29 protein-coding genes are annotated in these 26933 nt (G+C 58.1%); 10 read left to right on the top strand and 19 right to left on the bottom strand.

What is annotated here, in order from left to right:
* Positions 1–1449 carry a hypothetical protein gene (locus FHS81_RS16520; protein ID WP_092938935.1) on the top strand — a complete coding sequence of 483 codons (1449 nt, stop codon included), beginning with the start codon at positions 1–3 and terminating at the stop codon, positions 1447–1449.
* A gap of 189 nt (positions 1450–1638) precedes the next feature.
* Positions 1639–1971: a hypothetical protein gene (locus FHS81_RS16515; RefSeq protein WP_092938933.1), complete on the top strand. Its 333-nt coding sequence runs from the start codon at positions 1639–1641 to the stop codon at positions 1969–1971.
* An 8-nt stretch (positions 1972–1979) separates the two neighbouring features.
* On the opposite strand, the gene FHS81_RS16510 is transcribed toward FHS81_RS16515, so the two are convergent.
* Positions 1980–2246, bottom strand: a complete 267-nt coding sequence (locus tag FHS81_RS16510) for a DUF6118 family protein (protein WP_183754662.1) — start codon at positions 2244–2246, stop codon at positions 1980–1982.
* Positions 2247–2282: 36 nt separating this feature from the next.
* On the bottom strand, positions 2283–5180 hold the full coding sequence (locus FHS81_RS16505; RefSeq protein ID WP_075657592.1) for a Tn3 family transposase: 2898 nt from the start codon (positions 5178–5180) through the stop codon (positions 2283–2285).
* A gap of 95 nt (positions 5181–5275) precedes the next feature.
* On the opposite strand from FHS81_RS16505, the gene FHS81_RS16500 reads away from it, so the two are divergent.
* On the top strand, positions 5276–5893 hold the full coding sequence (locus tag FHS81_RS16500; RefSeq protein WP_075657591.1) for a recombinase family protein: 618 nt from the start codon (positions 5276–5278) through the stop codon (positions 5891–5893).
* 118 nt (positions 5894–6011) lie between these two features.
* Here the strand turns inward: FHS81_RS16500 and chrA are convergent, their stop codons facing one another.
* Positions 6012–7232, bottom strand: a complete 1221-nt coding sequence (gene chrA, locus FHS81_RS16495) for a chromate efflux transporter (protein ID WP_075657590.1) — start codon at positions 7230–7232, stop codon at positions 6012–6014.
* The gene (locus FHS81_RS16490) at positions 7229–7585 is read right to left on the bottom strand and encodes a PadR family transcriptional regulator (protein ID WP_246050384.1); all 357 of its coding nucleotides are present in this window, start codon (positions 7583–7585) and stop codon (positions 7229–7231) included. Before FHS81_RS16490 ends, chrA begins: the two co-directional genes overlap by 4 nt.
* A 110-nt stretch (positions 7586–7695) precedes the next feature.
* Between FHS81_RS16490 and FHS81_RS19215 the strand changes: the two genes are divergently transcribed.
* Both FHS81_RS19215 and FHS81_RS19210 read left to right on the top strand, forming a co-directional pair.
* On the top strand, positions 7696–8139 hold the full coding sequence (locus tag FHS81_RS19215) for a TSUP family transporter (protein WP_198513209.1): 444 nt from the start codon (positions 7696–7698) through the stop codon (positions 8137–8139).
* Complete coding sequence (locus FHS81_RS19210; protein ID WP_198513208.1) at positions 8105–8452, top strand: TSUP family transporter; 348 nt, start codon at positions 8105–8107, stop codon at positions 8450–8452. Before FHS81_RS19215 ends, FHS81_RS19210 begins: the two co-directional genes overlap by 35 nt.
* Before the next feature lie 31 nt (positions 8453–8483).
* Here FHS81_RS19210 and FHS81_RS16480 read toward each other — a convergent pair whose 3' ends face one another.
* A complete protein-coding gene (locus FHS81_RS16480) occupies positions 8484–9041 on the bottom strand; it encodes a DUF6118 family protein (RefSeq protein ID WP_245872445.1) in 558 nt (185 codons plus the stop codon).
* 206 nt (positions 9042–9247) lie between these two features.
* Between FHS81_RS16480 and FHS81_RS16475 the strand changes: the two genes are divergently transcribed.
* Genes FHS81_RS16475 through FHS81_RS16465 form a run of 3 tightly spaced genes read left to right on the top strand, consistent with a single transcriptional unit; the run spans position 9248 to position 13520 of the window.
* Positions 9248–9853, top strand: a complete 606-nt coding sequence (locus tag FHS81_RS16475; protein WP_003501158.1) for a recombinase family protein — start codon at positions 9248–9250, stop codon at positions 9851–9853.
* A gap of 16 nt (positions 9854–9869) precedes the next feature.
* Positions 9870–12839, top strand: coding sequence for a Tn3 family transposase (locus tag FHS81_RS16470; RefSeq protein WP_100559806.1), 2970 nt, complete (start codon positions 9870–9872; stop codon positions 12837–12839).
* Between the two features lie 51 nt (positions 12840–12890).
* Entirely contained in the window at positions 12891–13520 is a 630-nt protein-coding gene (locus FHS81_RS16465; protein ID WP_012092073.1) for a MarC family protein, read from the top strand.
* Here the strand turns inward: FHS81_RS16465 and phnE (FHS81_RS16460) are convergent.
* From phnE (FHS81_RS16460) to phnG, 13 genes are all read right to left on the bottom strand, one after another.
* Positions 13517–14389 (bottom strand): phosphonate ABC transporter, permease protein PhnE, encoded by an 873-nt coding sequence (gene phnE / locus FHS81_RS16460; protein ID WP_012092074.1) that lies wholly within the window; start codon positions 14387–14389, stop codon positions 13517–13519. The genes FHS81_RS16465 and phnE (FHS81_RS16460) overlap by 4 nt on opposite strands.
* A gap of 10 nt (positions 14390–14399) precedes the next feature.
* A complete protein-coding gene (gene phnE, locus FHS81_RS16455) occupies positions 14400–15272 on the bottom strand; it encodes a phosphonate ABC transporter, permease protein PhnE (protein WP_012092075.1) in 873 nt (290 codons plus the stop codon).
* Positions 15273–15390: 118 nt separating this feature from the next.
* Entirely contained in the window at positions 15391–16332 is a 942-nt protein-coding gene (gene phnD, locus FHS81_RS16450) for a phosphonate ABC transporter substrate-binding protein (protein ID WP_100559804.1), read from the bottom strand.
* 56 nt (positions 16333–16388) lie between these two features.
* Positions 16389–17480 (bottom strand): phosphonate ABC transporter ATP-binding protein, encoded by a 1092-nt coding sequence (gene phnC / locus FHS81_RS16445; protein ID WP_183754660.1) that lies wholly within the window; start codon positions 17478–17480, stop codon positions 16389–16391.
* A 102-nt stretch (positions 17481–17582) separates the two neighbouring features.
* Positions 17583–18161 (bottom strand): phosphonate metabolism protein/1,5-bisphosphokinase (PRPP-forming) PhnN, encoded by a 579-nt coding sequence (gene phnN / locus FHS81_RS16440; protein ID WP_036586893.1) that lies wholly within the window; start codon positions 18159–18161, stop codon positions 17583–17585.
* 5 nt (positions 18162–18166) lie between these two features.
* The gene (locus FHS81_RS16435) at positions 18167–19306 is read right to left on the bottom strand and encodes an alpha-D-ribose 1-methylphosphonate 5-triphosphate diphosphatase (protein ID WP_036586751.1); all 1140 of its coding nucleotides are present in this window, start codon (positions 19304–19306) and stop codon (positions 18167–18169) included.
* Positions 19299–19955 carry a DapH/DapD/GlmU-related protein gene (locus FHS81_RS16430; RefSeq protein WP_036586752.1) on the bottom strand — a complete coding sequence of 219 codons (657 nt, stop codon included), beginning with the start codon at positions 19953–19955 and terminating at the stop codon, positions 19299–19301. Before FHS81_RS16430 ends, FHS81_RS16435 begins: the two co-directional genes overlap by 8 nt.
* A complete protein-coding gene (phnL, locus tag FHS81_RS16425; protein ID WP_036586755.1) occupies positions 19952–20671 on the bottom strand; it encodes a phosphonate C-P lyase system protein PhnL in 720 nt (239 codons plus the stop codon). Before phnL ends, FHS81_RS16430 begins: the two co-directional genes overlap by 4 nt.
* 67 nt (positions 20672–20738) lie before the next feature.
* Positions 20739–21515 (bottom strand): phosphonate C-P lyase system protein PhnK, encoded by a 777-nt coding sequence (phnK, locus tag FHS81_RS16420; protein ID WP_036586756.1) that lies wholly within the window; start codon positions 21513–21515, stop codon positions 20739–20741.
* On the bottom strand, positions 21512–22405 hold the full coding sequence (locus FHS81_RS16415) for an alpha-D-ribose 1-methylphosphonate 5-phosphate C-P-lyase PhnJ (protein ID WP_036586757.1): 894 nt from the start codon (positions 22403–22405) through the stop codon (positions 21512–21514). The genes phnK and FHS81_RS16415 overlap by 4 nt, the downstream gene beginning before the upstream one ends.
* Positions 22402–23511, bottom strand: coding sequence for a carbon-phosphorus lyase complex subunit (locus tag FHS81_RS16410; protein ID WP_010660131.1), 1110 nt, complete (start codon positions 23509–23511; stop codon positions 22402–22404). The genes FHS81_RS16415 and FHS81_RS16410 overlap by 4 nt, the downstream gene beginning before the upstream one ends.
* A gap of 2 nt (positions 23512–23513) precedes the next feature.
* On the bottom strand, positions 23514–24143 hold the full coding sequence (phnH, locus tag FHS81_RS16405) for a phosphonate C-P lyase system protein PhnH (protein ID WP_036586758.1): 630 nt from the start codon (positions 24141–24143) through the stop codon (positions 23514–23516).
* Positions 24143–24670 carry a phosphonate C-P lyase system protein PhnG gene (phnG, locus tag FHS81_RS16400; RefSeq protein ID WP_080692056.1) on the bottom strand — a complete coding sequence of 176 codons (528 nt, stop codon included), beginning with the start codon at positions 24668–24670 and terminating at the stop codon, positions 24143–24145. Before phnG ends, phnH begins: the two co-directional genes overlap by 1 nt.
* Positions 24671–24884: 214 nt before the next feature.
* Between phnG and phnF the strand changes: the two genes are divergently transcribed.
* Both phnF and arsC read left to right on the top strand, forming a co-directional pair.
* On the top strand, positions 24885–25658 hold the full coding sequence (gene phnF, locus FHS81_RS16395) for a phosphonate metabolism transcriptional regulator PhnF (protein WP_167388134.1): 774 nt from the start codon (positions 24885–24887) through the stop codon (positions 25656–25658).
* A gap of 54 nt (positions 25659–25712) precedes the next feature.
* A complete protein-coding gene (gene arsC / locus FHS81_RS16390) occupies positions 25713–26126 on the top strand; it encodes an arsenate reductase (glutaredoxin) (protein ID WP_036586762.1) in 414 nt (137 codons plus the stop codon).
* A gap of 116 nt (positions 26127–26242) precedes the next feature.
* Here arsC and ssb read toward each other — a convergent pair whose 3' ends face one another.
* Positions 26243–26761, bottom strand: a complete 519-nt coding sequence (gene ssb, locus FHS81_RS16385; protein ID WP_029924876.1) for a single-stranded DNA-binding protein — start codon at positions 26759–26761, stop codon at positions 26243–26245.
* Positions 26762–26933 lie beyond the last annotated feature (172 nt).

Raw genomic sequence — 26933 nt, 5'->3', positions numbered from 1 at the left:
ATGAGTGATGACGAAATATTTTCCGTCGCCAAGGAGATATCGGACAGGTTTGTTGCCGAATGGGATCGCTTGAAAGGTGATCGCGTCCCATGGCACATGTCCGAAGTGCAAGAGCGCGTTTTCTTCGAAATATTTCTGCATGTCGTCAACGCACGACATATGACGACCAACGATGTCGTAGAAGTAATAAAGGTCTATCTCCGTCATGCGGATTGGATAGGACTGCTAATTTGTGATTCCTCGCCTTCGAACGGGAATGGTTCGCATGGCCCTACTTGGGCTCTCGTTCGACCAAGAGGTCTTCTGGCAAGTTTTGGCGGCAGTCCGTTTCAGGCGATCTACGAGCCATTATATGAAATACACGGTGAAGAGGACGACCAGGATAGTGAGGAATTCTGGGATGATGACGAGCAAGACCTAACACCGGAGGAACGCAAGAAGCGGTCGAATGAGGTTGCCGAGAATTACCTCCGAAGCCACTTCGGCATTCCATATGAAGATGAGGATAACCCGGAAAACAGCTATATTACCACGCTTCCGGATGGGTTTCGAAATCCGCTCATAATTGAAGAATTCGCCAACGGCGGATCAAATCAGGACGTTATAGGCGTCTCTCGTCGTCTTCTTATGAGAGATCGAGCCGACAGTGAGCAAAATTGGCTCGAAAAACACCGTAACAATCAAGGAGTCGCTTCGAATTTCGATATTCTGACCGCTGCGGCGCTAGATTATCATCAAAAGCGGCCGCTCGTTCGGCAGCTCCGCTCATGGACTGAAGACCAGTACATCGGGGTCCAAGAAGCCGTTATGATCATGGCCGCTGTTTGGCCCGAATTCCTGGCAGGGCGGCTCACATTCGCTTCCTCTCACCACCGATCCTGGATCGTAGTTGAACAGAAGAGCGACAAACCCTTGCTCTTCGAACGTGAGAACTGGCCGATTAACACCTCGCTTTCGCGCATTCTTGCGGTGCTTTCTGGATTGCAATCTTTTCGCGGCATGACATGCCGGTTCGACCTATCGCAGGCAGGACAAGTCGTTTTTGATGGTCAGAGCGGTAAAATCTTGCGTGTGATCACAAAGGACTTTGAGCCGTCAGAAGAAGAAACCAGGAGCGCGCTCGGGCGGCTAACGCAACATCTCGTCAGCCTGGGGCACGATCATGAAGCCGTTCGCTCCTCGATATCTGATCCATCTCGGTTAGGAGAGTTGATTGATCCTGCCGGCCGCCTCTTACGCACCAATCGCTCCGATCCCGAACAGCGCCTCTTCGAAATGGCCGTCTCGATTTCAGATCGAAAACCTAGCCGGAGGAGCGCCAGCCCTATTCTAGGACACCGTACGGATGCGTTGTATAACGCGATCGGGGGAGACGGCCGCGACGACGCCTATCTTTCGGATGGTCTGTGGATATCGCCCGATGGACACCTTTCCGACAAGGGACGCTAGGCGCTGTTGCAAGCGAGCGAGACAAAACTCACCCACCTGCATTTGCAGAGGTGCAGCAACGTAAGAGAAAACCCTGTGGCTACAATTTCTTCGTCGGACAAATTTGATTCTAGTCAGGCTCAATACTGCTTGTCGTCAGATAGTTTTGTGCTTCTGAGAATAGTTCGGTTCCAAGCATCCTATACTGTTATGACAGCGACAGCCGGAGAAGACGACAGAAGTAAAGCCCCATATCCAAATCAAGAACGCCTCATCGAACATGCGGCCAGCATCTTTTCCGCATTTGGGGCGTCGGCCCGACATGCAAGCGACCTCCATGGCAGGCGCTACGTCGAATTTACTGGCTTGAGCCAAACCCAAATCGAGCAAGGAGGGCAATCCTTGGCAAATGCCCTCGGCTTGGAACTGTCGGATATGGCTGAGATATGGGCGGAGCTTTCCGATGCCGCCGACGAAGATGGGCTAGTTTACCTATCAGATGGTATGTATCTAACGGATGATGGTCAGTTAATCGAACGGTGACTTGGAGCCTAAGTGATCTCTACACTTGTTTGCCGAGTGAAAACGCCGATCATTCCGTCGCTTTCACGGTGATGGTGCAACGCTGATCCTCCGGACGTGCGCGCGGCCTCCCAACAAGCCGCTACCGAGTCCCTGTTCGCCTCAATGAGCTGGTCGGCCGACGCCACCCGCTGCCATGCTTCCGGGCTGCCGAACGCCATGAGGCTCATACCGGCCTGCCACGGCCTTTCGCCCATGACGACACTGGCGACACGCGGCGCGGCCGAGAACGGCAACAGGGGGTCGGTTCCGGCTCGGGGCGGAATGACACCCTAAGCGCTTGCCTCCGTGGGCCAGAGATATTCGCCGGTGAGCAGGATGTGCGCCCAGCCCAGAGGAGAGATATGGGCTAAGAGCTCGGGCGGGACATCAAGGCCCTCGTTTCGTCGTTCGACCACGGCGTGGCTGAGATGGACGGTGTTCCAGTAAATGATGATCGCCGTGAGCAGGTTCAGCCCGGCGATCCGGTAATGCTGCCCCTCCGTGGTTCGATCCCGGATTTCACCCTGCCTGCCAATGCGCAAGGCATTCTTGAGTGCATGATGAGCCTCGCCCTTGTTGAGGCCGATCTGGGCGCGCCGCTGCATATCGGTGTCGAGAATCCACTCTATAATAAAGAGAGTGCGCTCGACGCGTCCGATCTCGCGCAGAGCCGCCGCCAAATCGTTCTGTCGGGGATAGGACGCCAGTTTCCGGAGCAACTGGCTCGGCCTGATCTTGCCGGCAGCCATCGTGGCGGCGCACCGGAATAGATCAGGCCAATTTGCGACGATCAACTCTTCCCGGATTTTGCCGCCGACCAGGCCGCGTAAATCCTTCGGCGTTGCTGCGGGGGCGAACACGTAGAGCCGTTTCGATGGTAAATCACGAATACGCAGGATGAGGCGATAGCCAAGCATGGCGCTGATGCCGAAGAGGTGATCGGTAAAGCCGGCCGTATCGGCATATTGCTCTCTAACCTGCCGACCTGCCTCATTCATCAGCAAGCCGTCGAGGATGTACGGTGCTTCGCTGACCGTTGCGGGAATCGTCTGTGACGCAAACGGCGCGAACTGGTCATTGACGTGGGTGTAGGCTTTCAGCCCGGGTTCATTGCCGTATTTGGCGTTGACCATGTTCATGGCCTCGCCCTGCCGGGCCGACGGGAAGAACTGACCATCGCTTGATGCAGTCGTGCCCGTGCCCCAGAACCGGGACATCGGAAGCTTCCCCTGCGCGGTCACCACCATTGCCAGCGCCTGGTCCATAGCCTCGCTCTCGACATGCCAGCGGGCGAGGCGCGAGAGCTGCCAGTAATCATGTGTGTTTGAAGCTTCCGCCATTTTTCGGAGGCCAAGATTTAGTCCTTCGGCGAGAAGGACGTTCAGCAAGCCGACCCGGTCGGCGCATGGCGCTCCGGTTCTCAGATGGGAGAAGGTGTCGGAGAAGCCAATCGCCTTATCAACCTTCAGCAAGATGTCCGTGATCCGCGCCGCCGGCATTCGACGATAAAGATCGAGAACAAGCTCCTCTGCGTTTTCGGGAACGTCCGCGGTGAGCCGATCGATGCGCAGCGTTCCATCTTCGATGCTGCCATGGGGAATAGTCCCATCCCGAGCGGCACGCGCCAGCCGCTTCAAACCGTCCGCAAGACGGGCTTTGCGATCTGTCAGCCAGGCTTGAGGATCAATGGGAACTGCCAGCTTGGCGTTTGCCTGCGCCGAGGTTAACGGTACAAGGACCTGCTTGAGATCACCGTATCGGCGGGAATGATCGAGCCATATGTCACCCGATCGGAAAGCATCGCGAAGATGGAAGAGGACCGCAACCTCCCATAAGCGGTTGTCATTCCCATCTTGCGCGCGGAGATGACGATGCCATTTCGAATTCGGTCGCAAGAAGGACACACTGGTTGGTGTCGGCGCACGCGTTTCACCGATGGCTTTCGCAGCTACAATCAATGGTTCGGCTACCGGCGCGGCCTTGAGCCTCAGGCATCGTAACATCCTTGAAGCATATCGACGGAAGCGATGATAACCTTGTCCTACATGAGCGAGTGGCTCGTCTGCCAACGTGCTGGTAAGCTGCGTCCCTGCCGCGACCAATTGTTCAAGTTGATGCCATTCAGCTGATCGCGCCAATACATTTTCCAGCGGAACGCCATCGTCGCGGGCTTCCAGCAATGAGGCTCCCAACGCCGTGAAAGCGCGAAGCGTATCAGTGACGGCCGCTTTGGAACTGGCAATCCGCTCGTCATGAAGTCGTTTGGCTTCCCGCCAGGTTTTCCCGACGATGCGGTCGTGGGTCTCGACGATGGCGTCGGCAATTGCCGCTTCCCATTCGACGGCGCAAACGGCGAGGATCGCCCACCTTCGATCAGAGCTGATATCGCGCAGCCCGTCAGTGAAATAGCGCTCGCCTTGCCGACACAGGCGCGCGATGCGGTGTGGCGGGATACCCACGAGGATCTGAGGATCGATCTTCAGACCGCGCAGGAGCTCCAGCCGATCAAGCAAGCGGTTCGCTGACGCGGAATTGCTGCCGACCTCGAACTGGCGAAGCCAGATGAAGCGGCTGATATTTCCGTTCACCATTTCAGTCAGAAGCCCGTCCAGGCGCTCACGCGCATCAAGGTCGAGCCGGTCGGCAATTCGTGTCTCGATGCGTCGCTCGGCGGCAACGAGAGCATCCGCGCACAGGCGCTCTATCGTGGACACCGCTGGCAGGATCGTCACCATTTTCCTGCATTGCGAGACGAAGCGCTGCGCCAGATCTTCGTTGGACCTGGCATCTTCGGCCTGATCGAAAAGCCAGTCTCGCAAATCGCGGGCGCCACGGCCTGCGAACGCCTTGTAACCGTAAATCTCGCGCAAGGCTTCCATATGCTGCTGACGAGTTTGGCGGCGAGTGGCGTAAGTGAGAAGCGCATCGGCCGGAACTCCGAGTTGCGCTCCGATGAAGGACAGAACTTCTTGCGGGATCAGCTCGCCGGGTGTCAGCGCACGACCGGGATAACGAAGGGCGCAGAGCTGTAAAGCGAACCCGAGCCGATTTTCCGGTCTACGCCGTTCACGGATATGTTCCAGATCGTCGTCGGCCAGTGTGTAATGCCTGAGCAGCAACAATTCGTCGGTTGGCAAGTCGAAGAGTGCCGAGCGCTGTCGCTCGGTGAGAATATGTCGTCGTGGCATACCAGAATTGTCCCCATTGAAGTTTAGTCTGTTTTGGACAACAATTGGCCCCTACAAATCAAGGTCTTCCGGCACCAAAATCCACGAGGGTTCAATTGGGACAGCGCGCCGCCATCTATTGCCGTGTCTCGACAGCTGATCAGTCCTGTGAACGACAGGAGCGAGATCTCACTTCCTTTGCCGAGCGTGCCGGCTACACGATCGCCGGTGTCTACAAAGAGACGAGCTCCGGAGCGAAGCTGGATCGAGCCGAACGGAAGAAGGTCATGGCGCTCGCCCAGGCCAGAGGCATCGATCTGGTTCTGGTCACCGAACTTTCCCGATGGGGACGATCTACGATCGATCTTCTCAACACATTGCGTGAACTGGAAAGTCGGAAGGTCTCGGTGATCGCCATGAGCGGCATGACCTTCGATTTGGCCAGCCCGCACGGCCGGATGCTCGCGACGTTTCTGTCCGGGATTGCGGAGTTCGAGCGCGATCTCATCAGCGAGCGCGTGAAATCCGGACTTGCCGCAGCCAAGGCACGCGGGAGACGGCTTGGACGACAGCCCGGTCAGCGCCCAAAGTCGGACAGGCTCGCCCCGAAAGTACTGGCGCTCATCGCGGAAGGCCGCAGCTATCGCTGGATCGCCCGCGATCTGGCAATCAGCAAGAATACGGTTGCAGATATTGCCAAGCGCTACAGGGAAAGCAAATGCGCCAGAGCGTGAAGTGCGCGTGCGGCAGAAACAATCGGCTCAATGACAGAATCGTATGGCATGAAAAATCCATTGTCGGGAACCAAAGTTCTTGCACAAGTTTCGTCGCTCTCGTCGGTTGTGGCGACCGTCAGGCCACGCTGATCAGCACGCCACCGGCTGCGGCCACAAGCACAACAATCCAGGGCGTGGTCTTCCACGCCATCAGCAGAACAAAGCAGGTAAGTGCCAGCGCGAATTGATAAGGGCCGACGATGGCACTGGTGAAAACCGGATCGTAGAGCGCTGCGCCGAGAATGCCGACAACGGCGGCGTTGGCACCCCTCATCAAGGCCTGCGCGCTTTCGCGTTGGCGGAAGCTATCCCAGAAGGGAATAACGCCAAGCAGGATCAGAAAACCCGGAAGGAACACGGCGATCAGGGCAATGCCCGCTCCGATGAGGCCGTTAGGTTCCGGCCCCAATAAGGTTCCAAGATAGGCCGCGAAGGTGAAGAGTGGTCCCGGTACCGCCTGCGCCGCACCATAGCCTGCAAGAAACTGATCGTGACTGATCCAGCCGCTTTTCACCACTTCCGTTTCGAGAAGCGGCAGCACGACATGGCCACCGCCGAAGACCAGTGAGCCTGCGCGGTAGAACGAGTCGAATACGGTGAGCCCTTGCGAGGACAAGGCCGGAGCGAGGATTGGCAGTCCAAATAGTAAAGCGAAGAACAGGACCAGCGAGGTTGCCCCAAAGGTCCGCGAGACCGGGAAGTTGATGTGCCTGGTGACTGCCTCGTGATGATTACGGCAAACCAGAAGGCCTGCTGCCGCGCCTGCAGCGATCGCCGCCACTTGGCCAAGCGCGCCCGCCAGAAGCACGATTATCAGGACCGCACCGAGGGCGATTGTGGCCCGCTCGCGATCCGGGCACAGGTTCCTCGCCATACCCCAGACCGCCTGCGCCACGATAGCGACCGCAACGATCTTGAGGCCGGTGATGATGCCGCCGCCGACCGGGCCGCCAAATACTGCGGCGCCGTAAGCGAAGATCATGAGGAAGATCGCTGACGGCAAGGTGAAGGCTGCCCAGGCGGCAAGCGCGCCGAGCGGCCCGCCACGCAACAGTCCCAGGGCAAAGCCTACCTGGCTCGAGGCTGGACCGGGCAGGAACTGGCTCAGTGCTACAAGATCGGCATAGCCCTTTTCGTCGATCCATTTGCGGCGCAGCACCAGCTCGTCGCGGAAATAGCCGAGGTGCGCGATCGGCCCGCCGAAGGAGGTGAGGCCAAGTTTGAGAAAGGCGGTGAAGACTTCGCCGACCGAGCCTCTGCTTATTTGGATTTCATTGTGGTTCGTCGTGTCGGTCATCGTTTCATCGCCTCTCCGGTAAATTCACGGATGCGCTCCTTGGCCACGGTAAGGCCCTCGCGACCCTTGTCTGTAATGGAATAGAGCTTGCGCACCGTGCGGCCGTCACGCTCCTCGCGCACGGTGAGATAGCCGTCGCGCGCCATCTTGTGCAGCAGCGGATAGAGTGTCCCGGCAGACAGGCGGTAGCCGTGGCTCGCCAGCTCATCGATCATCCACTGGCCGTAAATCTCACGCTCGGCCGCATGATAGAGCACATGCAGGCGCACGAGGCCGGACAGCAGATCGTGATGCTCCATTTTCAGCGAGTGCCGTTTCTCGGGCGCAGCGATTTTTGACGGGTTCCCTGTCATGCCACCTGCCTTCTTGATTCGCGGAGCAATCGGTTCATACTATCGATTTACGATAGCGAAAGACGATTACAAAAGGAAGACAAGACTTTGAGCTTATCCTGATTGGCATTGTGGCGGTGTTCACCGCTGGCGTCACGCTTTTCTCGGGCTTCGGCCTCGGCACGATCCTGATGCCGGCCTTCGCGCTGTTCTTCCCGGTCCCGTTGGCAATCGCGGCGACCGCCGTCGTGCATTTCGCCAACAATATCTTCAAATTCGGACTGATGGCCAAGCAGGCCGATTGGCGCGTCGTGACGCGGTTCGGGCTCCCGGCTGCGATTGCCGCTCTCGCGGGAGCGAGCCTGCTAACTTGGTTCGACAAGTTGCCAGCCGTTGCGAGTTACACCCTTGGCGGGTCGGCCTATGAAATCACAGTGGTCAAAGCCGTCATCGGCGTATTGATTGTCGTGTTCGCCCTACTGGAACTGTGGCCGCTTTCAAGCGCTTGCGTTTTCGCCGCGTTTGTTGCCACTCGGAGGCGTGCTGTCGGGATTCTTCGGCGGCCTTTCCGGTAATCAGGGTGCGTTGCGCTCCGCCTTCCTGCTGAAAACGGGGCTATCAAAGGAGGCTTTCGTTGCCACCGGGGTCGTCTCGGCAGTTATCGTCGATGCAGTTCGGCTAATCACTTATGGAACGAGTATCTTGGCGGAGCACCTTGCCCGGTCTCAGGAACTGCCTGCGCCGGTTGCCATGGGCACGGTCTGCGCCTTCATTGGATCGTTCGTGGGCAAGCGTGTCCTGCAGAAAATCACACTGCGCACCGTGCAGATCATCGTCGCAATTATGATTTTGCTCATTGGGAGCGGACTTGTGGCAGGCTTGATCTAACCCTGAGAGGATGTGGGCAGGACATTTGCGCTTAGGGTGTCATTTCGCCCCGAGCCGGAACCGACCCCAACAGGCGCGGAAGAAACAGCATCACGAGCGCGCCGACGATCAGGCCGAGAGCGAACGCGGCGACAAGCCACCAATTTTGTCGCTTGCGCTCCCGCGCACTGGCGACGTGCGCCGAAAGATTCCGGCCGGCGCGCTCGAGGTCGGACGCCTGCCGCTCGAGCTGTTGCACGGCCGTCCTCACCAAGCCCTCGCCGCTGCGCTCAAGCGCCGCCGCATAGTGCTGCGCGCCCTGCCGGAGAATGGGTGACTGTTCAACGCCGTGCATCCGTTGCGCAACGCTGTCGAGCGCCTGCACGAGCTGGGCGAGCTGGGGCTTGTAGTCGGCCTGCGGCTCGATCTTCTCGAACTGGTCGAAGGCGGCTTCCAGCCCGCGACGGATGACCGTCATTTCCGCGCCGATCTGCGCGCCCTGCGTCTCGATCGTGCGCCGTAGCGCGTCGAACGCGGCGGCCGGGTCGCCGGCGTCCTCGTCCAGTGTTTCCGGCTCGATACCTTCCCTGTCGTCGTCCAGCTCCGTCATGGTCACTCCCTAACCTACATTGGGGCTCTGTGGTCATTTCTACATTAATACACGCTAAGGGCATTTTGCAGGTGACGGGAAACACATGATTTCCGCTCACCGTGATCGCGGGGCAAACTGGCCACGCAATAGGGCCATTTTTTGCGCGACAAACCCTGTCGGAATGTTAGGCTGTGCGGCAACACCTGATTTGAGGTTTGTCGCACATGTTGATCGGTTACATGCGGGTATCGAGTAGTGACGAGCGCCAGTCGGTTGCCTTGCAGCGCGATGCCCTGCTCGCGGCCGGGGTCGATGAGCGCCATCTCCATCAGGATCGCGCTTCCGGAGCGCGTGATGACCGGCCGGGTCTGAAGGCATGCCTCGGCGAATTGCGCGAAGGCGATGTCCTGGTCGTCTGGAAGATAGATCGGTTAGGCCGGTCACTCTCCCACTTGATCCGCATCGTCGAGGATTTGAAGGAACGTGGTGTCGCCTTCCGATCTCTCACGGAGGCGATCGACACCACGAATTCGCACGGCGCGTTTCTGTTCAACCTGTTCGGCTCGCTTGCAGAATACGAGAGAGTGCTGATCACCGAGCGGGTCAATGCCGGCCTGGCGGCGGCTCGCCGACGTGGCCGTAAGGGCGGGAGACCTCCAACGATCGATGCGGAAAAGGTCGAGCAGGTTCTAGCTGCTTTGGAAGCTGGCGCCAGCAAGGCGTCCGTGTGCCGGACGTTCAAGGTGGCGCGCTCGACCTTGATCGACACGTTGAAGCGGACTGGATGGACAGGCCCCGGCAAGACCGGCACGCCCGAAACCGTAGTTTGACGAGTGACCGTGGCTGATGGCGTTTCTCGATGAGCAATCGCGTGCCGTTTTATTCGAACCACCCGAAGCTTATGAAGATGCGCAAGCGCGCTATGCACTGACTTCCGAGGATATTGTCTTCGTCAAGGAGCATCGCCGGTCGCATAATCGGCTTGGCTTTGCGATCCAACTCGCACTGGTGCGTGATCTGGGCCGTCTGCTGCGAATAGGCGAAGTTCCACCTCAGGCGGTTGTCTCTGTTGTCGCCGACCAGCTGGGCATCGACCCTGCAGTGTTCGAGTTCTACGCCCAGCGCGACGAAACGCGCCGGGAACACGCGCGCGAGATCGTCTCTGCACTGGAGCTTCAGCCTGTCCGGACGAGTGACTATCGCGAGTTGATAACGGCGGCGGCACGCGAGGCGGCGGCCACTGAACAAGGTGCGCCGATCGCCAAGGCCGTGATCGAAGCCTTGAAGGAACGAAAGTTGCTCGTTCCTATGCCGGAGCTGCTGATCCGTCTGGCACTGGCCGGCCGGGCGGCGGCGCGTCGACAAGCCTATCGCGAATTGATCCGGGATCTGGAGCAGCCTTCGATCGAGGCGCTTGATCAGCTCCTCGCTGAGCGGGCCGGCGATCGGAGCCACCTTGGCTGGATTGCGGAAGCACCTGAAGGGGCGAAGCTGAAGAACCTCAAAGACTTGATCGCCCGCCTCGAGGTATTGCGCTCAGCCGCCATTCCCGACGACCGTCGCAAGACGATCCATGCCAATCGCTACGGCATCATCGCCAGGGATGCACGCATTCTGCATGCCCGGGAGATACGACGCCTGACATCCGAACGTCGCTACGCCACGCTGGCCGCCTTCGTCATCGAGAGACAGGCGTCGATCACCGACCTGACGATCGACATGTTCTGCAAAATGATTGGGAGCAACCGCCGCAAGGCCGAGATCAGCCGCACGGAACGCCGGCTAAAAGAGGCCGAGGTTCTTGATGGGGTGGCGCTTGAGCATCTCAAGCTCGGCGAGGCGCTTCTGGCCGCTCGTGCGAGCAAAACCGATCTTGCATCGGCGATCGCAGCCTCCCTCGGCTGGGACGGATTGGTCGCCAGCATGGCGGCAGCCAGATCTGTCGTCCACCCTGATCGCAGTAACGAATTCGACGAGCTCATCAAGCGGCACAAATCGTTGCGCAAGCTGGGCAGACTGATGTTCCGCACGTTCTCGTTCCGGTCGTTTCGTGCTGATGATCCGATCCTTGTAGCAGTGGACCATCTGCGCGCGCTCTATGGCGGCCGGAAATTGCCGGCGCAGGTGCCGCTCGCCTTTCTGACCCGCAAATGGCGACGCTGCGTGCGCCCGAACAGTGCCGATATCGACCTGCGCGCCTGGGAAGTGGCGGTCCTCGTTCACCTGCGAGAGCGTCTGAGGGCCGGTGACATCTGGGTCGAAGGCAGCCGGGCATGGCGCAGTTTCGAGGATTATCTTCTGCCTCGGCCGATCTTCGAGCTGATGCGCGCCGAGGGGCGGCTCGGGCTCGCACTCCCCGACAGCTTTGCCGAATGGCGAGCAGAACGGACCGCCACGCTCGATGAGAAGCTGAAAGAGCTGGCAAAGGCGGCGGCTGCCAATGCTATTCCGGATGCAGCGATTTCCGACAAGGGCCTGTCGATCTCGCCGATCCGCGAGGAGGAGCGCGACAGCATCGTCGCGCTCAGCCGCCGACTATATGTTCTGGTGCCACGGATCAGGATCACCAGCCTGCTTGCCGAGGTGCAAAGCTGGACCAAATTCCTCGACAGCTTCACGCATTATCGTACCGGTGAGACGGCAAACGACGAGGCAGCGCTGATGGCAGCGATCCTTGCCGACGCCACCAATGCCGGAGCCGAACGTATGGCGGAAAGCTCACGCGGCGTCACGATCCACCAGATGATGCTGATGGTGGACAGGCATATGCGATCGGAAACCTACGCCACGGCGACCGCCGTGCTGGTCGATGCGCAGCAGGCCCATCCCTTTGCCGCGATCTGGGGTGACGGCCATATCTCCTCCTCGGACGGACAGTTCTTTCCGGCTGGCGGGCGTGGCGAAGCCAGCCTCGACTACAATGCAAAATACGGCAAGCGACCGGGGGCGTCGATCTATGGCTTCCTGTCCAACCGTTTTGCTTCCTTCTTCTCCCGCATGATCCAGGCATCCGAGGGCGAAGCCCCCTACGTTCTCGACGGCCTCCTTCACAACGAAAGCTCCGTCGAAATCTATGAGCACGCAACCGATACCGCTGGCGCCACCGAAACGACGTTCTCCATGTTCCACGCCTTTGGCTACAGGCTCATTCCCCGTATCCGCAATCTCGGCAATCGCAGGCTCTTTGTCATTGATCGCGATCCGGCTTACGAACCGCTCGACGCGCTGATCGCTGGAACCGTTAACATGGATGTCGTCGAGCACCACTGGGATGAGGTCTTGCGGCTGAAGGCTTCGATCGCTGCAGGTTTGGTGCCGCCTTCCGTCATCCTCAAGAAGCTGGCAGCGTCGCCGCGACAAAACCGGCTGAACCAGGCCCTGCGCGAAATGGGCCGGATAGAACGCTCGATCTTCATCTGCGACTGGCTGCTCGATACGAAACTGCGCCGCAGATCGCATGCGATCCTCAACAAGGGTGAAAGCCGTCATGCTCTCGCACGCGCCATCTTCCTCCACCAGCTCGGCGAATTGCGCAACCGCGTCGCCGAAACCATGGCTTACCGCGCGTCCGGTCTTAACCTCGTCGTCAACGCCATCATCCTGTGGAACACTGTCTATCTCAGCCGTGCTGTCGATTATATCAGCAGTCAGGGTATTATCATTCCGGACGAGCTGCTCTCCCAGGTCGCACCACTACCATGGGCGCATATCGCGCTCACCGGCGACTACCTCTGGAACGAAATTGACCGACCCCTCGAACGCTTCAGGCCAATCCGGGCTAACCGCTTCAATCCAAACAACTTCAAATTCCCTTAGCGTGTATTAATGTAGAAATGCCCACGGAGCCCCAAGAAGGGCGCGTGCAGTATGGGGTTCTACGATACGGTTTTCAGCGCGTTCGTCACCCTGCTTGTTACAATCGATCCGCCCGGACTGGCGCCATTGTTTCTGGCGCTCACGCCGGGCATGGAGCGGCACCACCGCGGACAGGTGGCGCTTCGCGCCTCCATCATCGGTTTTATCGTGATGGCGCTCTTTGCCATTGCGGGCGCGCAGATACTCGGCATGTTCGGCATTACCATCGGTGCGTTCCGCGTTGCCGGTGGCCTGTTGCTGTTCTGGATCGCATTTGAGATGATTTTCGAGAAGCGGACAGAGCGCAAGGAAAAGAGCGCCGAGGTTGCCATCACCAAGGACCATATCCGCAATATTGCCGCTTTCCCGCTTGCCATTCCGCTGATTGCCGGTCCGGGCGCAATTTCGGCAATCGTGCTGACCTCGGACTCATTCCATGGCGTCGGGCCGCGTTTGGCCCTTCTTGGCGTCATCTTCGTCTGCCTGCTGATTACCTATCTCGTGCTGCTGCTGGCCGAGCGCGTCGACCGGTTTCTGGGCGAAACCGGTCGTTCCATCCTGACCCGCCTTCTCGGCGTCATTCTGGCAGCGCTTGCCGTTCAGTTCGTTGCAGATGGCATCAAGACACTCATCACCGGTTAAGCCGATTTCTGTGCCTTCTTGCCAATCATGGCGTGACGCAGCTTGGACGAGAACCAGTCGATCACGGCAACAGCGATCAGGATCATGATGATCAGGAAGGAAACGTCCTGAAGGTTCAGAACCTTGATCTGTTCCGCCAGATGCGCGCCGATGCCACCTGCCCCAACAATACCGATGATCGTTGCCGAACGGGTGTTTGACTCGAAGAAGTAAAGCACCTGACTGCCGATCAGTGGCAAAACCTGTGGCAGCACGCCGAAGCGATAACCGTGCAGCTTGCCGCCACCCGACGAGACCACGCCTTCGACCGGCTTCTTGTCGGCCCCTTCAATGGCTTCCGAGAACAGCTTGCCGAATGCGCCGAAATCCGAGCAGGCGATGGCGAGGATACCGGCAAACGGCCCAAGCCCCACAACCGACACCCAGATCAGCGCCCAGATCAGCGTATCGACGCCGCGAATGGTATCGAGGAAGCGGCGGATGCCGAAATGCAGGAAGACATTCGGAATGATGTTCTTCGCCGCCAGAAAACCGAATGGAAAAGCGAGGATCGCTGCCAGCAATGTGCCGAGATAGGCGATTGCCAGCGTTTCCATCATCGACCAGAGATAAAGGCTGAAACGACCGCCGGATGATGGCGGCATCATCATCAAGGCGAAATCGCCGAGGCGACCGAGGCCGTTTAGAATGCGCAGCAGCGAAAAATCGAGCCAGTAGAAGGCGAACCAGACCGAAGCGATAAGCGCTACGGTTAAAATCGCCAGATTGCGCCATGTGCGCCCATTGCCGAACAGATCGGCATATTCGGCTCTGAGTTCCTTTTCGTGCGCATGCGCTTCGCGGGAGAGACTTTGTGCAATGTCGGTCATAATTCTCTCCTCAACCAATACGGCCAAGCAGTGCGTGACGCACGCGCTGGGTGACAAGATCGATCACGACGATCGTCACGATGATCAGAAGCAGAATGGCGCTGACATCGCTGTAATAGAACTGGCGGATCGAGGTAAGCAGTTCCTGCCCGATGCCGCCTGCCCCCACAAAACCCATGACGGAAGCGCCGCGCACGTTGATTTCAAAGCGCAGCAGGCCATAGGAAGCAAAATTTGCGGCCACTTGCGGCAGCACGGCAAAGCGAATGACCTGCAAGCCGGAGCCGCCCGATGCGCGAATACCTTCTACCGGGCGCATATCGATATTCTCGACGACTTCGGAGAACAGCTTGCCCAGTGCTCCTGTCGTATGAAGCATCAGTGCCAGCACACCGGCCATCGGCCCAAGACCGAAGGCGATAACGAACAGCAGCGCGAAGACGATTTCTGGAACCGTACGCAACAATTCCAGCCCGCGACGAACGATGAAGCGAACCGTCGAATTGGGAGCCATGTTGGATGATGCTGCGAAGGAAGCGGCGAAAGCGACGACTGCACCGATCAATGTCGCCAGATAGGCGATCAACAGCGTCTCAAACAGCATCTTGAGCCAGCCGCCGAGGTTCCAGTACCAGGCAGCGAGGTCGCCCCAGAAATTGGCGATGGTCAGATCCGGCAGAATGCGACCGAGATAGCTTGTAAAGCGAAAGAGATTTTCGACCAGTGTGCCCGGCCGAACATCGGCAACGACGGAGGCAGCAATGGCGACAACGACAAGCGCGAGGAGCAGCGCGATACCGTAGAGACGCCGTTTGCCGACTTCTCTGCGATAATCGGCAAGCAGGCCTTTTGCACCGTTGCCGTCGAGTGAGGATACCGTCATGCGAGATTCCTTTAATCAAGCATGATCTTGTCCGAAAACCGGTTCCCACTTTTCGGGATCATGCTCTAAAAAATGCCCGGAACGGGTTAGGTTCCGGGCACTTCAATTGTTCTGCGGATTAAGACTTGCGAGCCTTGTCGTTGAACTTGAGCATCTCGATGATTGGTTCGAAATCCTTCGCTTCGGTGGCTACGAATTCCTGATCCTTGCCGTCGGAAAGGGCGTCAAAGCCAGCCTTGTCCTTGGTTGGCATGTCGAGGAAAGCCTGCTTGATGTCTGCCTTCAACTGGTCTGGCAGCGTGCTGAGAACGGCGAACGGGTCGTCTGGAAGGAGGTCCGACTTGAAGATGACGCGGAAATCGTCCTTCGTCATTGCCTTGCCGTTGGCGTCTTTCAGAACGCTGCGGCTGACCATACGGGTCAGGTGGGAATCGTTTTCCGAGTTCCAGGAGTTGGCAGCGGCGTCAGCGGTGCCCTGCGCAAGAGCAAGAACTGCATTTTCATGGCTGCCAGCAAAGAAGTTCTTACCGAAGAACGTATCGACGCTATAGCCTTCGCGGTTGAGGAAGAAGCGCGGAGCATGGTTGCCCGACGTGGAGTTCGGATCAACGAGAGCAATGGTCTTGCCCTTCAGGTCATCCATTTTCTGGTAGGGGCTGTCGGCGCGAACATAAACGACAGAGTAGTAGCCGTTGACGCCGGTGTCATGACGCTGGTTGACGAGCGGAGTGGTTTCAACGCCGGTCATGACGGCGCGGGCATAAGAAGCCGGGCCATAGAATGCGATCTGGATGTTACCGGCGCGCTGGCCTTCGATGACGGCGGCGTAGTCGTTGGCGACGCGCAGCGTGACCTTGGTGCCAAGTTCCTTGCCGAGATATGCAGCCAGAGGTGCATAACGGTCGGAAGTGGTCGAGGCGTTTTCAGACGGGATAACGCCCAGAACGATTTCCGGATAATCCTTGCTCCAGTCAGCAGCCTGAGCGGTGGAGGCCATCATTGGCATGGTCAGCGTTGCGGTAAGCGCAGCCGCCGCCAGAAAGTTTCTACGGTTAAGCATAGGTATCTCCTGTTAATCCTGAGTTTGGAGCGTGTTTTTTCCGGAGCTTTATGCGCTCAGGCGGAAAGCTGGCGCAGAACGGCTTCAGCCGACTGCGGAGCTGGCATTGGCATTGTTTCAGCCTGTTCATCGGCGTCGATGACGTCAGCGGCTTCCATGCCGTAAAGGTCACGTGATGCCATATCTGTCAGCATCGACGGTGTGCCACGGAATACGATCTTGCCAGCAGACATGCCGACGAGGCGGTCGCAATAGCTGCGCGCAATATCGAGCGAGTGCAGATTGCAGAGGACCGTAATGCCATATTCGCGATTGATGCGGCGCAGGGCGTCCATGACGCTGCGGGTATTGCGCGGATCGAGCGACGCAATAGGCTCATCGGCAAGAATAATGCGTGGCTGCTGCACGAGCGCGCGGGCAATCGCCACGCGCTGCTGCTGGCCACCCGAAAGTTCATCGGCGCGGTGCGCCGCAAGATGCGCAATATCGAACTGCTGCAGAGCGGAAAGCGCGATCAGGCGTTCTTCGTCGCTCCAGATACGCAGGAGCGACTTGGGCGTCGAAACATAATTGAGACGCCCCATCAGAACATTGGTCAGAACATCCAGACGATCAACCAGATTGAAATGCTGGAAAATCATCGCACATTGCGCGCGCCAGTCGCGCAATCCCGAACCTTTAAGGCCCGTAACATCACGACCATCCCAGTGAATTGTTCCCTCGGACGGCTCGACAAGGCGATTGATCATACGCAGAAGCGTCGACTTTCCCGCGCCCGAGCGCCCGATAATTCCCACAAACGTGCCCGGCTCGATTTCGAGGTCCACGCCCGAAACCGCCACCTTGTCATTATAGCGGCGCGTTATGTTGTTCAGTTGAAGCATGAATTCGTCTCCATTCATGCTCGCACATTGCGCGCGCCAGTCGCGCAATCCCGAACCTTTAAGGCCCGTAACATCACGACCATCCCAGTGAATTGTTCCCTCGGACGGCTCGACAAGGCGATTGATCATACGCAGAAGCGTCGACTTTCCCGCGCCCGAGCGCCCGATAATTCCCACAAACGTGCCCGGCTCGATTTCGAGGTCCACGCCCGAAACCGCCACCTTGTCATTATAGCGGCGCGTTATGTTGTTCAGTTGAAGCATGAATTCGTCTCCATTCATGCTCACTTTGAATTGCTTCCATGACACTGCAATGAAAGCATAATGACGTTTGTGTAAATTTACACGCCGCTATAGAGATTTCACCTAAGCAATTGTTTTAACAGTTATTTCCTTCAAATGATGAAGGAAGGTCTCTGTGGATGCATTGACATCACCTGAATTGTCTATTGTGACAACATCTCCGGCATCGTCATCGAAGCTCACTTCACGCGCAAGTCGCGCGGTGATTTCTTCCCGGCTTTCACGACCACGCGACGCAAGCCGTTCTGCCAGAACGTCCGGTCGGGCTGTTATCACGACCACAGAACGTGATTTGTAGAGCCTGCGAATATCGCCAAGCACTCGCCGTGAAACGTTGGCGATCACCACCGTACCGTCGGCGATTTCATCCTCCAGTGATTTTGGCAATCCATAGCTCAGGCCATGCGCCTGCCAGTGCAGAGCGAAGGCTCCCTCGCCTGCAGCTGTTGCAAAAGATGCTTCATCCAGACTGTCATGATCTTCCGTGCCCGGCATTTGCGGGCGGGTGATGATGCGGCGCACAAAATGAAAACGCGTGTCGCCCGCAAGAGCCACACGCGCTGCATCCATGATCGTATCCTTGCCGGCCCCGCTGGGGCCGACGACGGCGACGAAACAGCCTTTCGGCATATCGGATTGCATCTGCATCAAAGCACCCGTTCGCCTTCGCGCCAGACCGTACGGACAACCGGGATTGCACCTTTCGGGCGCACGCGAACGAGATCGGCGCGCTTGCCGATGGCGATTTCGCCGCGATCATCCATGGCCATGGCGTCGGCAGGATTCTTGGTCACGAGGCGGACAGCCTGTGGCAGCGCAATCGGACGTTCACCCGAAGCAAGGCCGAAAGCCGACTGAATGAGGCTGAACGGAATATAGTCCGAAGACAGGATGTCGAGGCTGCCATTGTCCACGAGATCACGCGCGGCGATATTGCCGGAATGCGAGCCACCGCGAACGATGTTCGGCGCGCCCATCAGGATCGAGAGGCCCGCACCTTTCGAAGCATTGGCCGCTTCCATCGTGGTCGGAAACTCGGCAATCCGCACGCCATGGTCGAGCGATTCATCGACATGCGCACTGGTCGCATCGTCATGGCTGGCCAGAACGATGCCACGTGTCGCAGCCATTTCGGCAATGGCGCGGCGATGATTGGCCGAATAGGCGTCCGAATCCGCCATACGCTTCTCACAATGCACCCGGAACTCCTCATCCGTGAGCTTCATCTTGCGCATGTAATAAGTGCGATAGGTCTCAAGATCAACGAATTGACGCTGTCCCGGCGCATGATCCATCAGCGAAGCGAGTTTGACGCGGTCATCGCCCGCAAAAAGCTCGAACGTTTCGAGACAATCTGCCGAAGATACTTCGCAGCGCAGATGCAAAAAGTGGTCTGCACGCAGGCGATTTTCGCGAACACCGCTTTCAATGGCATCCGCAAGCATCCGCATATCCTTACCAACGAAGTCGCGGTCATAGTCGGAGCCGACACGCATCGCATCGAAAACCGTCGTGATGCCCGATGCTGCTACCTGCGCATCATGGGCCTGAACCGCAGCGTCGACATTCCAGCGCACTTTCGGACGCGGCGCGTAATGGCTTTCCAGCTGGTCGGTGTGCAATTCGATGAGGCCCGGAATGACATAATCGCCATCCATGTCATCGCCGCCATTGGCATAGCCCTGATCGATGGCTGCAATTTTGCCGTCACGGATCAGGATAGAACCGGAAACAATCTCGTCAGCGAGCACGATCTGCGCATTTTTCAGAACGATTTCATTAGCCATGGGATAGCTCTTTCATCACCGCATTTGTATTGGCGGCAGTTTCATATTTCGAGAGGAAAGCTTCGATATCGAGCGCGCGGAAATCATCGAGCGCCTCACGCAGACGATCATGGCTCCAGTCCCACCAGGCCAGCCGATCCAGACGATTGCCGGTCGCGGCATCGAAGCGTTCGCGAATGAGACGCGCAGGCACACCGCCCACAATCGTATAGGGTGCCACGTCCTTGCTCACCACCGCTCCGGCCCCGACAACCGCACCATTGCCAACCGTCACACCCGGCAAAATGGTGGAGCCATGGCCGAGCCATGTGTCGTGACCGATTTTCACGGCATTGCCGCGACGCCACTCGAAAAACTCCGTCTCATCCTTTTCCTCCGGCCAGTAATCACCGGCGCGGTAGGTGAAATGATGCAACGTCGGACGCCATGTCGGATGGTTGGTGGCGTTGATGCGCACATGGCTGGCGATATTGGAAAACTTGCCAATTTCCGCGCACCATATTTCGCAATCGACGCCGAGATAGGAATAATCATCGAGCACAGTTTCCGAAACGCGGCTGCGCTCGCCTATCTCTGTGTAGCGACCGAGTGTGCAACCGCTGACGATGGCGGTTTTATGCACCAGCGGTTCTACCGATAGCTTGGTCATGCGGCGGCCCTCGGAGAGAAAGCTGTCACGTCGATAATCCGGTCCGCAACCTCCGTACGCACATCTTCATCGTGGAAGATGCCTAGCATGGCGACGCCCTGCTCCTTCTTGGTCTTGATGAGATCAACCACGACAGCCCGGTTCTTCGCATCGAGCGAGGCGGTCGGCTCATCGAGCAACAGTATCGGATGATCCGTGATGAAACCGCGCGCGATGTTCACGCGCTGCTGTTCGCCGCCGGAGAAGGTTGCAGGCGGCAGGGCCCACAGGCGTTCCGGCAGGTTGAGCTGTAACAGAAGCTCGCGAGCGCGGTTCAGCGCCACTTCGCGATCGACGCCACGCGCAACCAGAGGCTCGGCAACCACATCAATTGCCGCGACGCGCGGCAATGTGCGCAGAAACTGGCTGACATAGCCAATCGTATCGCGCCGCACCGCCAGCACTTCGCGCGGATCGGCTGTTGCCAGATCCACCATACGGTCTTCGTGACGAATGAGGATCGAACCTGCATTCACAGCGTAATTGCCATAGACCATCTTGAGAATGGAGCTTTTACCGGCACCGGAAGGTCCGCCAAGCACGGCGCATTCGCCTGCTTCCAGATTGAAGTCCACGTTACTTACGACTGGCAACTGAATGCCACCTTGCAAGTGCATCGTGAACGTCTTCGCCAGCCCCGACACCGCCAGCGGAGAGGATGTTCTAACTTGTGTCATTTCTCACCTCACGCATGAAGTTTCGCTAATTTACGAACAACACGCTGCAAACATCTGTTTTAATTTACTAAACCTGTAGAATAGACGACACGAGCAGCTGCGTATAAGGCGCTTGCGGGTCATCCAGAACGCGGTCGGTCAGGCCCTGTTCGACAATATGGCCGTCTTTCATGACCATGATGCGATGGGACAGAAGCCGGGCTACGGCAAGATCGTGAGTAACGATGATCACCGACAGACCAAGATCGCTGACGAGGCCGCGCAAAAGATCGAGAAGACGTGCCTGCACGGACACATCGAGACCGCCGGTCGGTTCATCCATGAAAACAAGTCGCGGAGCAGTCACCAGATTGCGGGCAATCTGCAAGCGCTGGCGCATGCCGCCAGAGAAGGCGCGCGGCTGATCGTCGATACGGTCAGAAGCGATTTCGACACGACCGAGCCATTCCGTGGCCGTCGAGCGGATATTACCGTAATGACGTTCACCGACTGCCATCAGGCGTTCGCCGACATTGGCGCCAGCTGAAACCGTCATGCGCAATCCGTCAGCCGGGTTCTGATGCACAAAACCCCAATCGGTCCGCATCAGGAAACGGCGTTCCGCTTCGCCAATCTTGTAGAGATCGCGGAATTCACCGTCACGCATCCGGTATTCGACGGTGCCCGATGTCGGCTCCAGACGGGTTGCCAGACTGTTCAGCAGCGTCGTCTTGCCCGAACCGGATTCGCCGACGATGGCCAGCACTTCGCCCGGCCACAGTTTGAAGGAAATATCTGCACAGCCACGGCGATTGCCGTAAAACTTCGACAGGCTGTTTACTCTCAGCAGGGGTTCGCTGTTCATTTTACGGTCTCCTTGGCCGCAGCCTCCTTGTTTGCAGCCAGATGACCGAAATGGCCGTTGGCCTGACGGTCTTCGCAAAAATCAGTGTCGGAGCAGACGAACATCGAGCCGCCGCGATCATCGAGCACGACTTCATCCAGATAGACGCCCTTCGCGCCGCACAGCGCACAGGGTTCCTTGAACTTCTGCACTTCGAACGGGTGATCCTCGAAATCGAGGCTGACCACCCGCGTATAGGGCGGGACGGCATAAATGCGCTTTTCGCGACCTGCGCCGAACAGCTGCAATGCCGGAGACATATGCATTTTCGGATTGTCGAATTTCGGCGTCGGCGAAGGCGCCATCACATAGCGGCCTTCGATCATCACCGGATAATCGTAGGTCTTGGCGATATGACCGTGACGCGCAATGTCCTCGTAAAGCTTCACATGCATGAGGCCATATTCGGCGAGCGCGTGCATCTTGCGGGTTTCGGTTTCGCGTGGCTCCAGAAAACGCAGTGGCTCGGGGATCGGCACCTGATAGACAATCACCTGCCCCTCGGTCAGCGGATATTCCGGGATACGGTGCCGGGTCTGGATGATGGTCGCCTCGCCCGTATGGGTCGTTACAGCGACATCGGCAGTCTTCTGGAAGAAGGCGCGGATGGAAACGGCATTGGTCGTGTCATCGGCGCCCTGATCGATAACCTTCAACACATCATCCGGCCCCAGAATGGCAGCCGTCACCTGCACGCCGCCGGTGCCCCAGCCATAAGGCATCGGCATTTCACGGCTGGCAAAAGGCACCTGATAGCCCGGTATTGCGATGGCCTTCAGGATGGCACGGCGGATCATCCGCTTGGTCTGTTCGTCCAGATAGGCGAAGTTATAATTGGCCAGATCGCTCATTCTGCGGCCTCCTTCGTTACGCCTTCAGTCTCATTGTGCGCCTGGTCATATTCCGCGCGCATGCGGCGGATGAGGTCGAGTTCTGCCTGGAAATCCACGTAATGCGGCAGTTTCAGATGCTCGACGAAACCCGTCGCCTGCACATTGTCGGAATGCGAGATAACGAATTCCTCGTCCTCGGCAGGTGCCGTCACATCCGCATCGAATTCCCGCACACGCAATGCACGGTCGCAGAGCGACATGGACATGGCCTTGCGTTCGCTCTGGCCGAAAACCAGACCGTAACCGCGCGTGAACTGCGGCGGCTGCTTGGCCGATCCCTTGAACTGATTGACCATCTGGCATTCGGTCAGCTGCACGCGACCGAGCGAGACGGCAAAACCAAGTTCGGGCACGTCGAACTCGACATCCACTTCGCCAATGCGGATTTCGCCGACGAAAGGATGATTGTTGCCATAGCCGCGCTGGGTGGAATAGCCGAGCGCCAGCAGGAAGCCTTCATCACCGCGTGCCAATGCCTGAAGGCGCAGATCGCGCTCCATCGGGAATGTCCACGGTTCGCGGGTCAGGTCGCCCGGTTCGTGACCTTCCGGCAGGGAACCATCATCCTCAATCATGCCGACCGCACCAAGAATATCGGTTACACGCGGCGTCTCTTCCTTCACGGCTTCCCGCATTTCGGGTTCCGGAACGGCAACATCACCGGCCAGATCTGGGTCGAGCAGACGATGCGTGTAATCAAAGGTCGGTCCGAGCAACTGACCACCCGGCAGATCCTTGTAGGTCGCAGAAATGCGGCGTTCGATCAGCATTTCAGCGGTTTCCATCGGCCGCGAATAGCCAAAACGCGGCAAGGTGGTGCGGTAGGCGCGCACCAGAAAGATCGCTTCGATCAGATCGCCACGCGACTGGCGCACAGCAAGTGCCGCCAGTTCGCGATCATAGAGCGAACCTTCGGCCATGACGCGATCAACCGCCAGCGCCAGCTGTTCGGCAATCTGATCGAGACGCAGTGCCGGAACCGAACGGTCGCCGCGACGACGATCATCGAGAAGACGGTGGGCATTATGGATGGCCGTTTCGCCACCCTTTACGGCAACATACATTTTCAGCCCTCCAGAGCGGAAACGCGAGTTGTGCGGGGAAGCGCTGCAACAGCGCCGTCGCTGACCAGAACAAGATCAACGCCGAGCGGGTATTGTGCGCCGTTCTCACGCCATTGCTGGATGAAATCCTGCGGCAGACCTTCGACATGAAGTGCACGTTCGCCATCGATACCGGGGCCTTTCAGCACAAAGCCCCGTCCGCTTGTCAGCGACGCAACAGCGAGAACAACGGTTGTCGAACGGTCGGGAAATTCGGTGTCGCCCTGCGAAAACCCTGCCAGAGACGGCAACAGCGAAACATTGCTGGCTAGAGCGAATTGTGCGGCATCCGCACTTTCGACACGCGGCGCACCCGTGTGGAAAGTAAGCCAGGCGGTTACGCTTTCATCAGCTGCTATCGCTGCATCGCACCAGACAGTTGCATCGTGATCGAGCAGGGTTGCTGCAATAACGCCCAGTTCAGGCGTCAGCGGCTGCGGTGGTGTGGCTGTGCGCGCCAATGGATAAATGCGACCGGGATTAGCCATGGCGTGCATGACGGCATGAAAAGCCGACTGCGCATCCGTCACCGGATCGTCAAAGCCACCTTCAAACGCAGAGGAAGCGCTGTTTTCGAGAGAAAAAGGAAGCATCAATTGTCTCCCCGGACCATTGTGAAGAAATCGACCTTGGTAGCGGCGGCTTCGCCGCGCAGCTTGACGTCGGCATCGTCCAGCCGCTTGCGCAAGACATTCAGCACTTGTGCCTCCACGGCATCGCGATGGCCTTCATCGAGCCACAATGCATCGAAGACAGCGGCAAGCCGCGCCTTTTCCTGATCGCGACCGAGCGCATAAGAGTGGCCGACCGAACCGCCGGAGAGCCGCACCGTAGCGCGCGTCACCGTTGCCTCGCCGACATTGAAGGGGGCGCCGCCGCCGCCAATGCGGCCACGCAGCATTACGAGACCGGTTTCCGGTCCGCGCAGAACTTCAAATTCCGGCTTGTCGGACCATGCCTGCCAGAAGGCATGCAGCTCTTCGCCACTTGCACGCGCAAGAACTGCCATGCTTGCCTGCCGTGCGACTTGAACTGAATCTGGCACGGCATCCGGCACCGTTCCGCTTTCAGTGGTGGAACCGGCTCCGCCTCTCTTCGCACTTTGCTCCGTACCGTACATGAGCTTCCCTGCCCTGTTAGTTCCAGAGCGGGCTTTGACCTGATTGCATCAGATCGCCGCTCTGGAGTTTGTTTTGAGGCGCATCTCGTCCGAAAACCGTTTCATGTTTTTCGGGATGCGCTCCCGTTGACTTGATCTCTCAGATTGTCTAGTTATACAGACAACTATACAATACCAGAATGAATACACCCTGCCAATGACAGGACGATGACAGTTGATGACAAAGACCAGACGAATTGAGAGAAACAGCGGCGTAGCGATCTGGCGGCAGATTGCCGACGAGATACGCGGTGAGATCAGAGCCGGAAGGCTTCAGTCCGGTGCGCGTATGCCCGCCGAGATGGAACTTGCCGACAGGTTTGGAGTCAATCGCCATACGGTGCGCAGCGCAATCGCCGCGCTGACGCAAGAAGGCGTACTGCGTGCCGAGCAAGGGCGCGGCACCTTCGTTGCCAATGCAAAGCGCCTCACCTATCAGATCGGACGTCGCACCCGCATTTCGCAATCACTGGCTTCGCAAGTGCGGGACATGAAAGGCGCGCTGCTCGCTTCCGGCACAGCGCCTGCCTCCCCGGATATAGCCGAAGCTCTTGAGATCGAGCCTGGTTCACCTGTCCTGCGGCTGGAAACCTTGCACAGCGCCGACGGACGCCCCGTGTCGCGCGCAACACTCTGGATCAGTGCCGAACAATTTCCGGAAATTGCCGAGGATTATGCGGAAAGCGGTTCCATCACCGTGGCTTTCCGAAAAGCAGGAGTTGCCGACTACTTCCGTAAATCGACAATCATATCCGCCCGCCATGCGGATTCGGATGATCTGAAACATTTGAAGCTTTCGCCCGGCGCCATTGTGCTGACGGCCAAGGCAATCAATGTGAACACTGACGGTGTGCCCATCCAGTATTCGCTGACACGGTTTTCAGCCGATAATATGGAGTTTTCTATCGACACTTATCCCGGCGACCCGCAGATGAATGATATGAACTGACCCACGCTGGTGCCAACTACGCATGGTGCTTGCAACACAGACAGGAAACTCCCGATGACCGTCACTATTTTTCACAATCCGAAATGCGGCACCTCGCGCAATACGCTGGCAATGATCCGCGCCAGTGGTGAAGAGCCCGTCATAGTCGAATATGTGCAGAATCCGCCCACACGGGACCGTCTGGTCGGGCTGCTGGCGGCAATGAGCGTGACGCCGCGCGAGCTGCTGCGTGAGAAAGGCACCCCTTATGCCGACCTCGGCCTGTCCGATCCCAAATGGACCGATGACGAGCTGATCGACTTCATGATGGCTCATCCGATCCTGATCAACCGGCCCATTGTCGAGACGCCTCGCGGCACGAAGCTTTGCCGCCCATCCGAACTGGTTCTGGATATTCTGGAAAACCCGGTCACATCATTCACCAAAGAGGACGGTGAGCAGGTTAAATCTGAGGGCAAGTCGCGCTGACGAGCTCGCGATCAGACATCATTTTTCCTAGAGAATCGGAAGTATGATCCAATAGAAAAGGCGCTGTAAAACAGCGCCTTATCGTAATTCACTTATAAACTGGATTATATTCGTTCTCAGAACGGAATTTCGTCGTCCAGATCGCGCGAGAAGCCACCGCTGCTGCCACCCTGATTGGATGGGCCGGACGAGCCGAAATCACCGCCGCCACCGGAATAATCAGACATCTGGTTACGGTTGCCGCCACCGCCGCCGAACGAACGGCCTTCACCGCCGCCTTCACCACGGCTATCAAGCATCTGCAGTTCACCACGGAACTTCTGCAGCACGACTTCCGTCGAATAACGGTCATTGCCGTTCTGATCCTGCCACTTGCGGGTCTGGAGCGCGCCTTCGATGTAAACCTTGGCACCCTTCTTCAGATATTGTTCCGCAACCTTGGCGAGGTTCTCATTGAAGATGACAACGCTGTGCCATTCGGTGCGGTCCTTGCGTTCGCCGCTCTGGCGATCGCGCCAGCTTTCCGACGTTGCAATGCGCAGATTGGCAACCACGTCGCCGGAATTCAGACGACGAATTTCCGGATCGGCACCAAGATTGCCGACCAGAATGACTTTATTGACGCTACCAGCCATCGAAAATTACTCCGGGTCTTGCATGCACACTCTTTCCGCACTACTTCGCGCGGACAAGAGGCACTTTTCAAATGAAAGGTCGTGTCTCGGAAGTGGTAGAAATTGTCTGGCGGCGTAATCTCCGGGTGAACCAACACCCACCCAACCGGCGGCGGCAACCGCCAGGGAGATC

Source organism: Pseudochelatococcus contaminans, assembly GCF_014195635.1.
Taxonomy (GTDB): domain Bacteria; phylum Pseudomonadota; class Alphaproteobacteria; order Rhizobiales; family Beijerinckiaceae; genus Pseudochelatococcus; species Pseudochelatococcus contaminans.
Note: the sequence above shows the minus strand (reverse complement) of the source record. Positions and strands in the feature narration are given on the sequence as shown.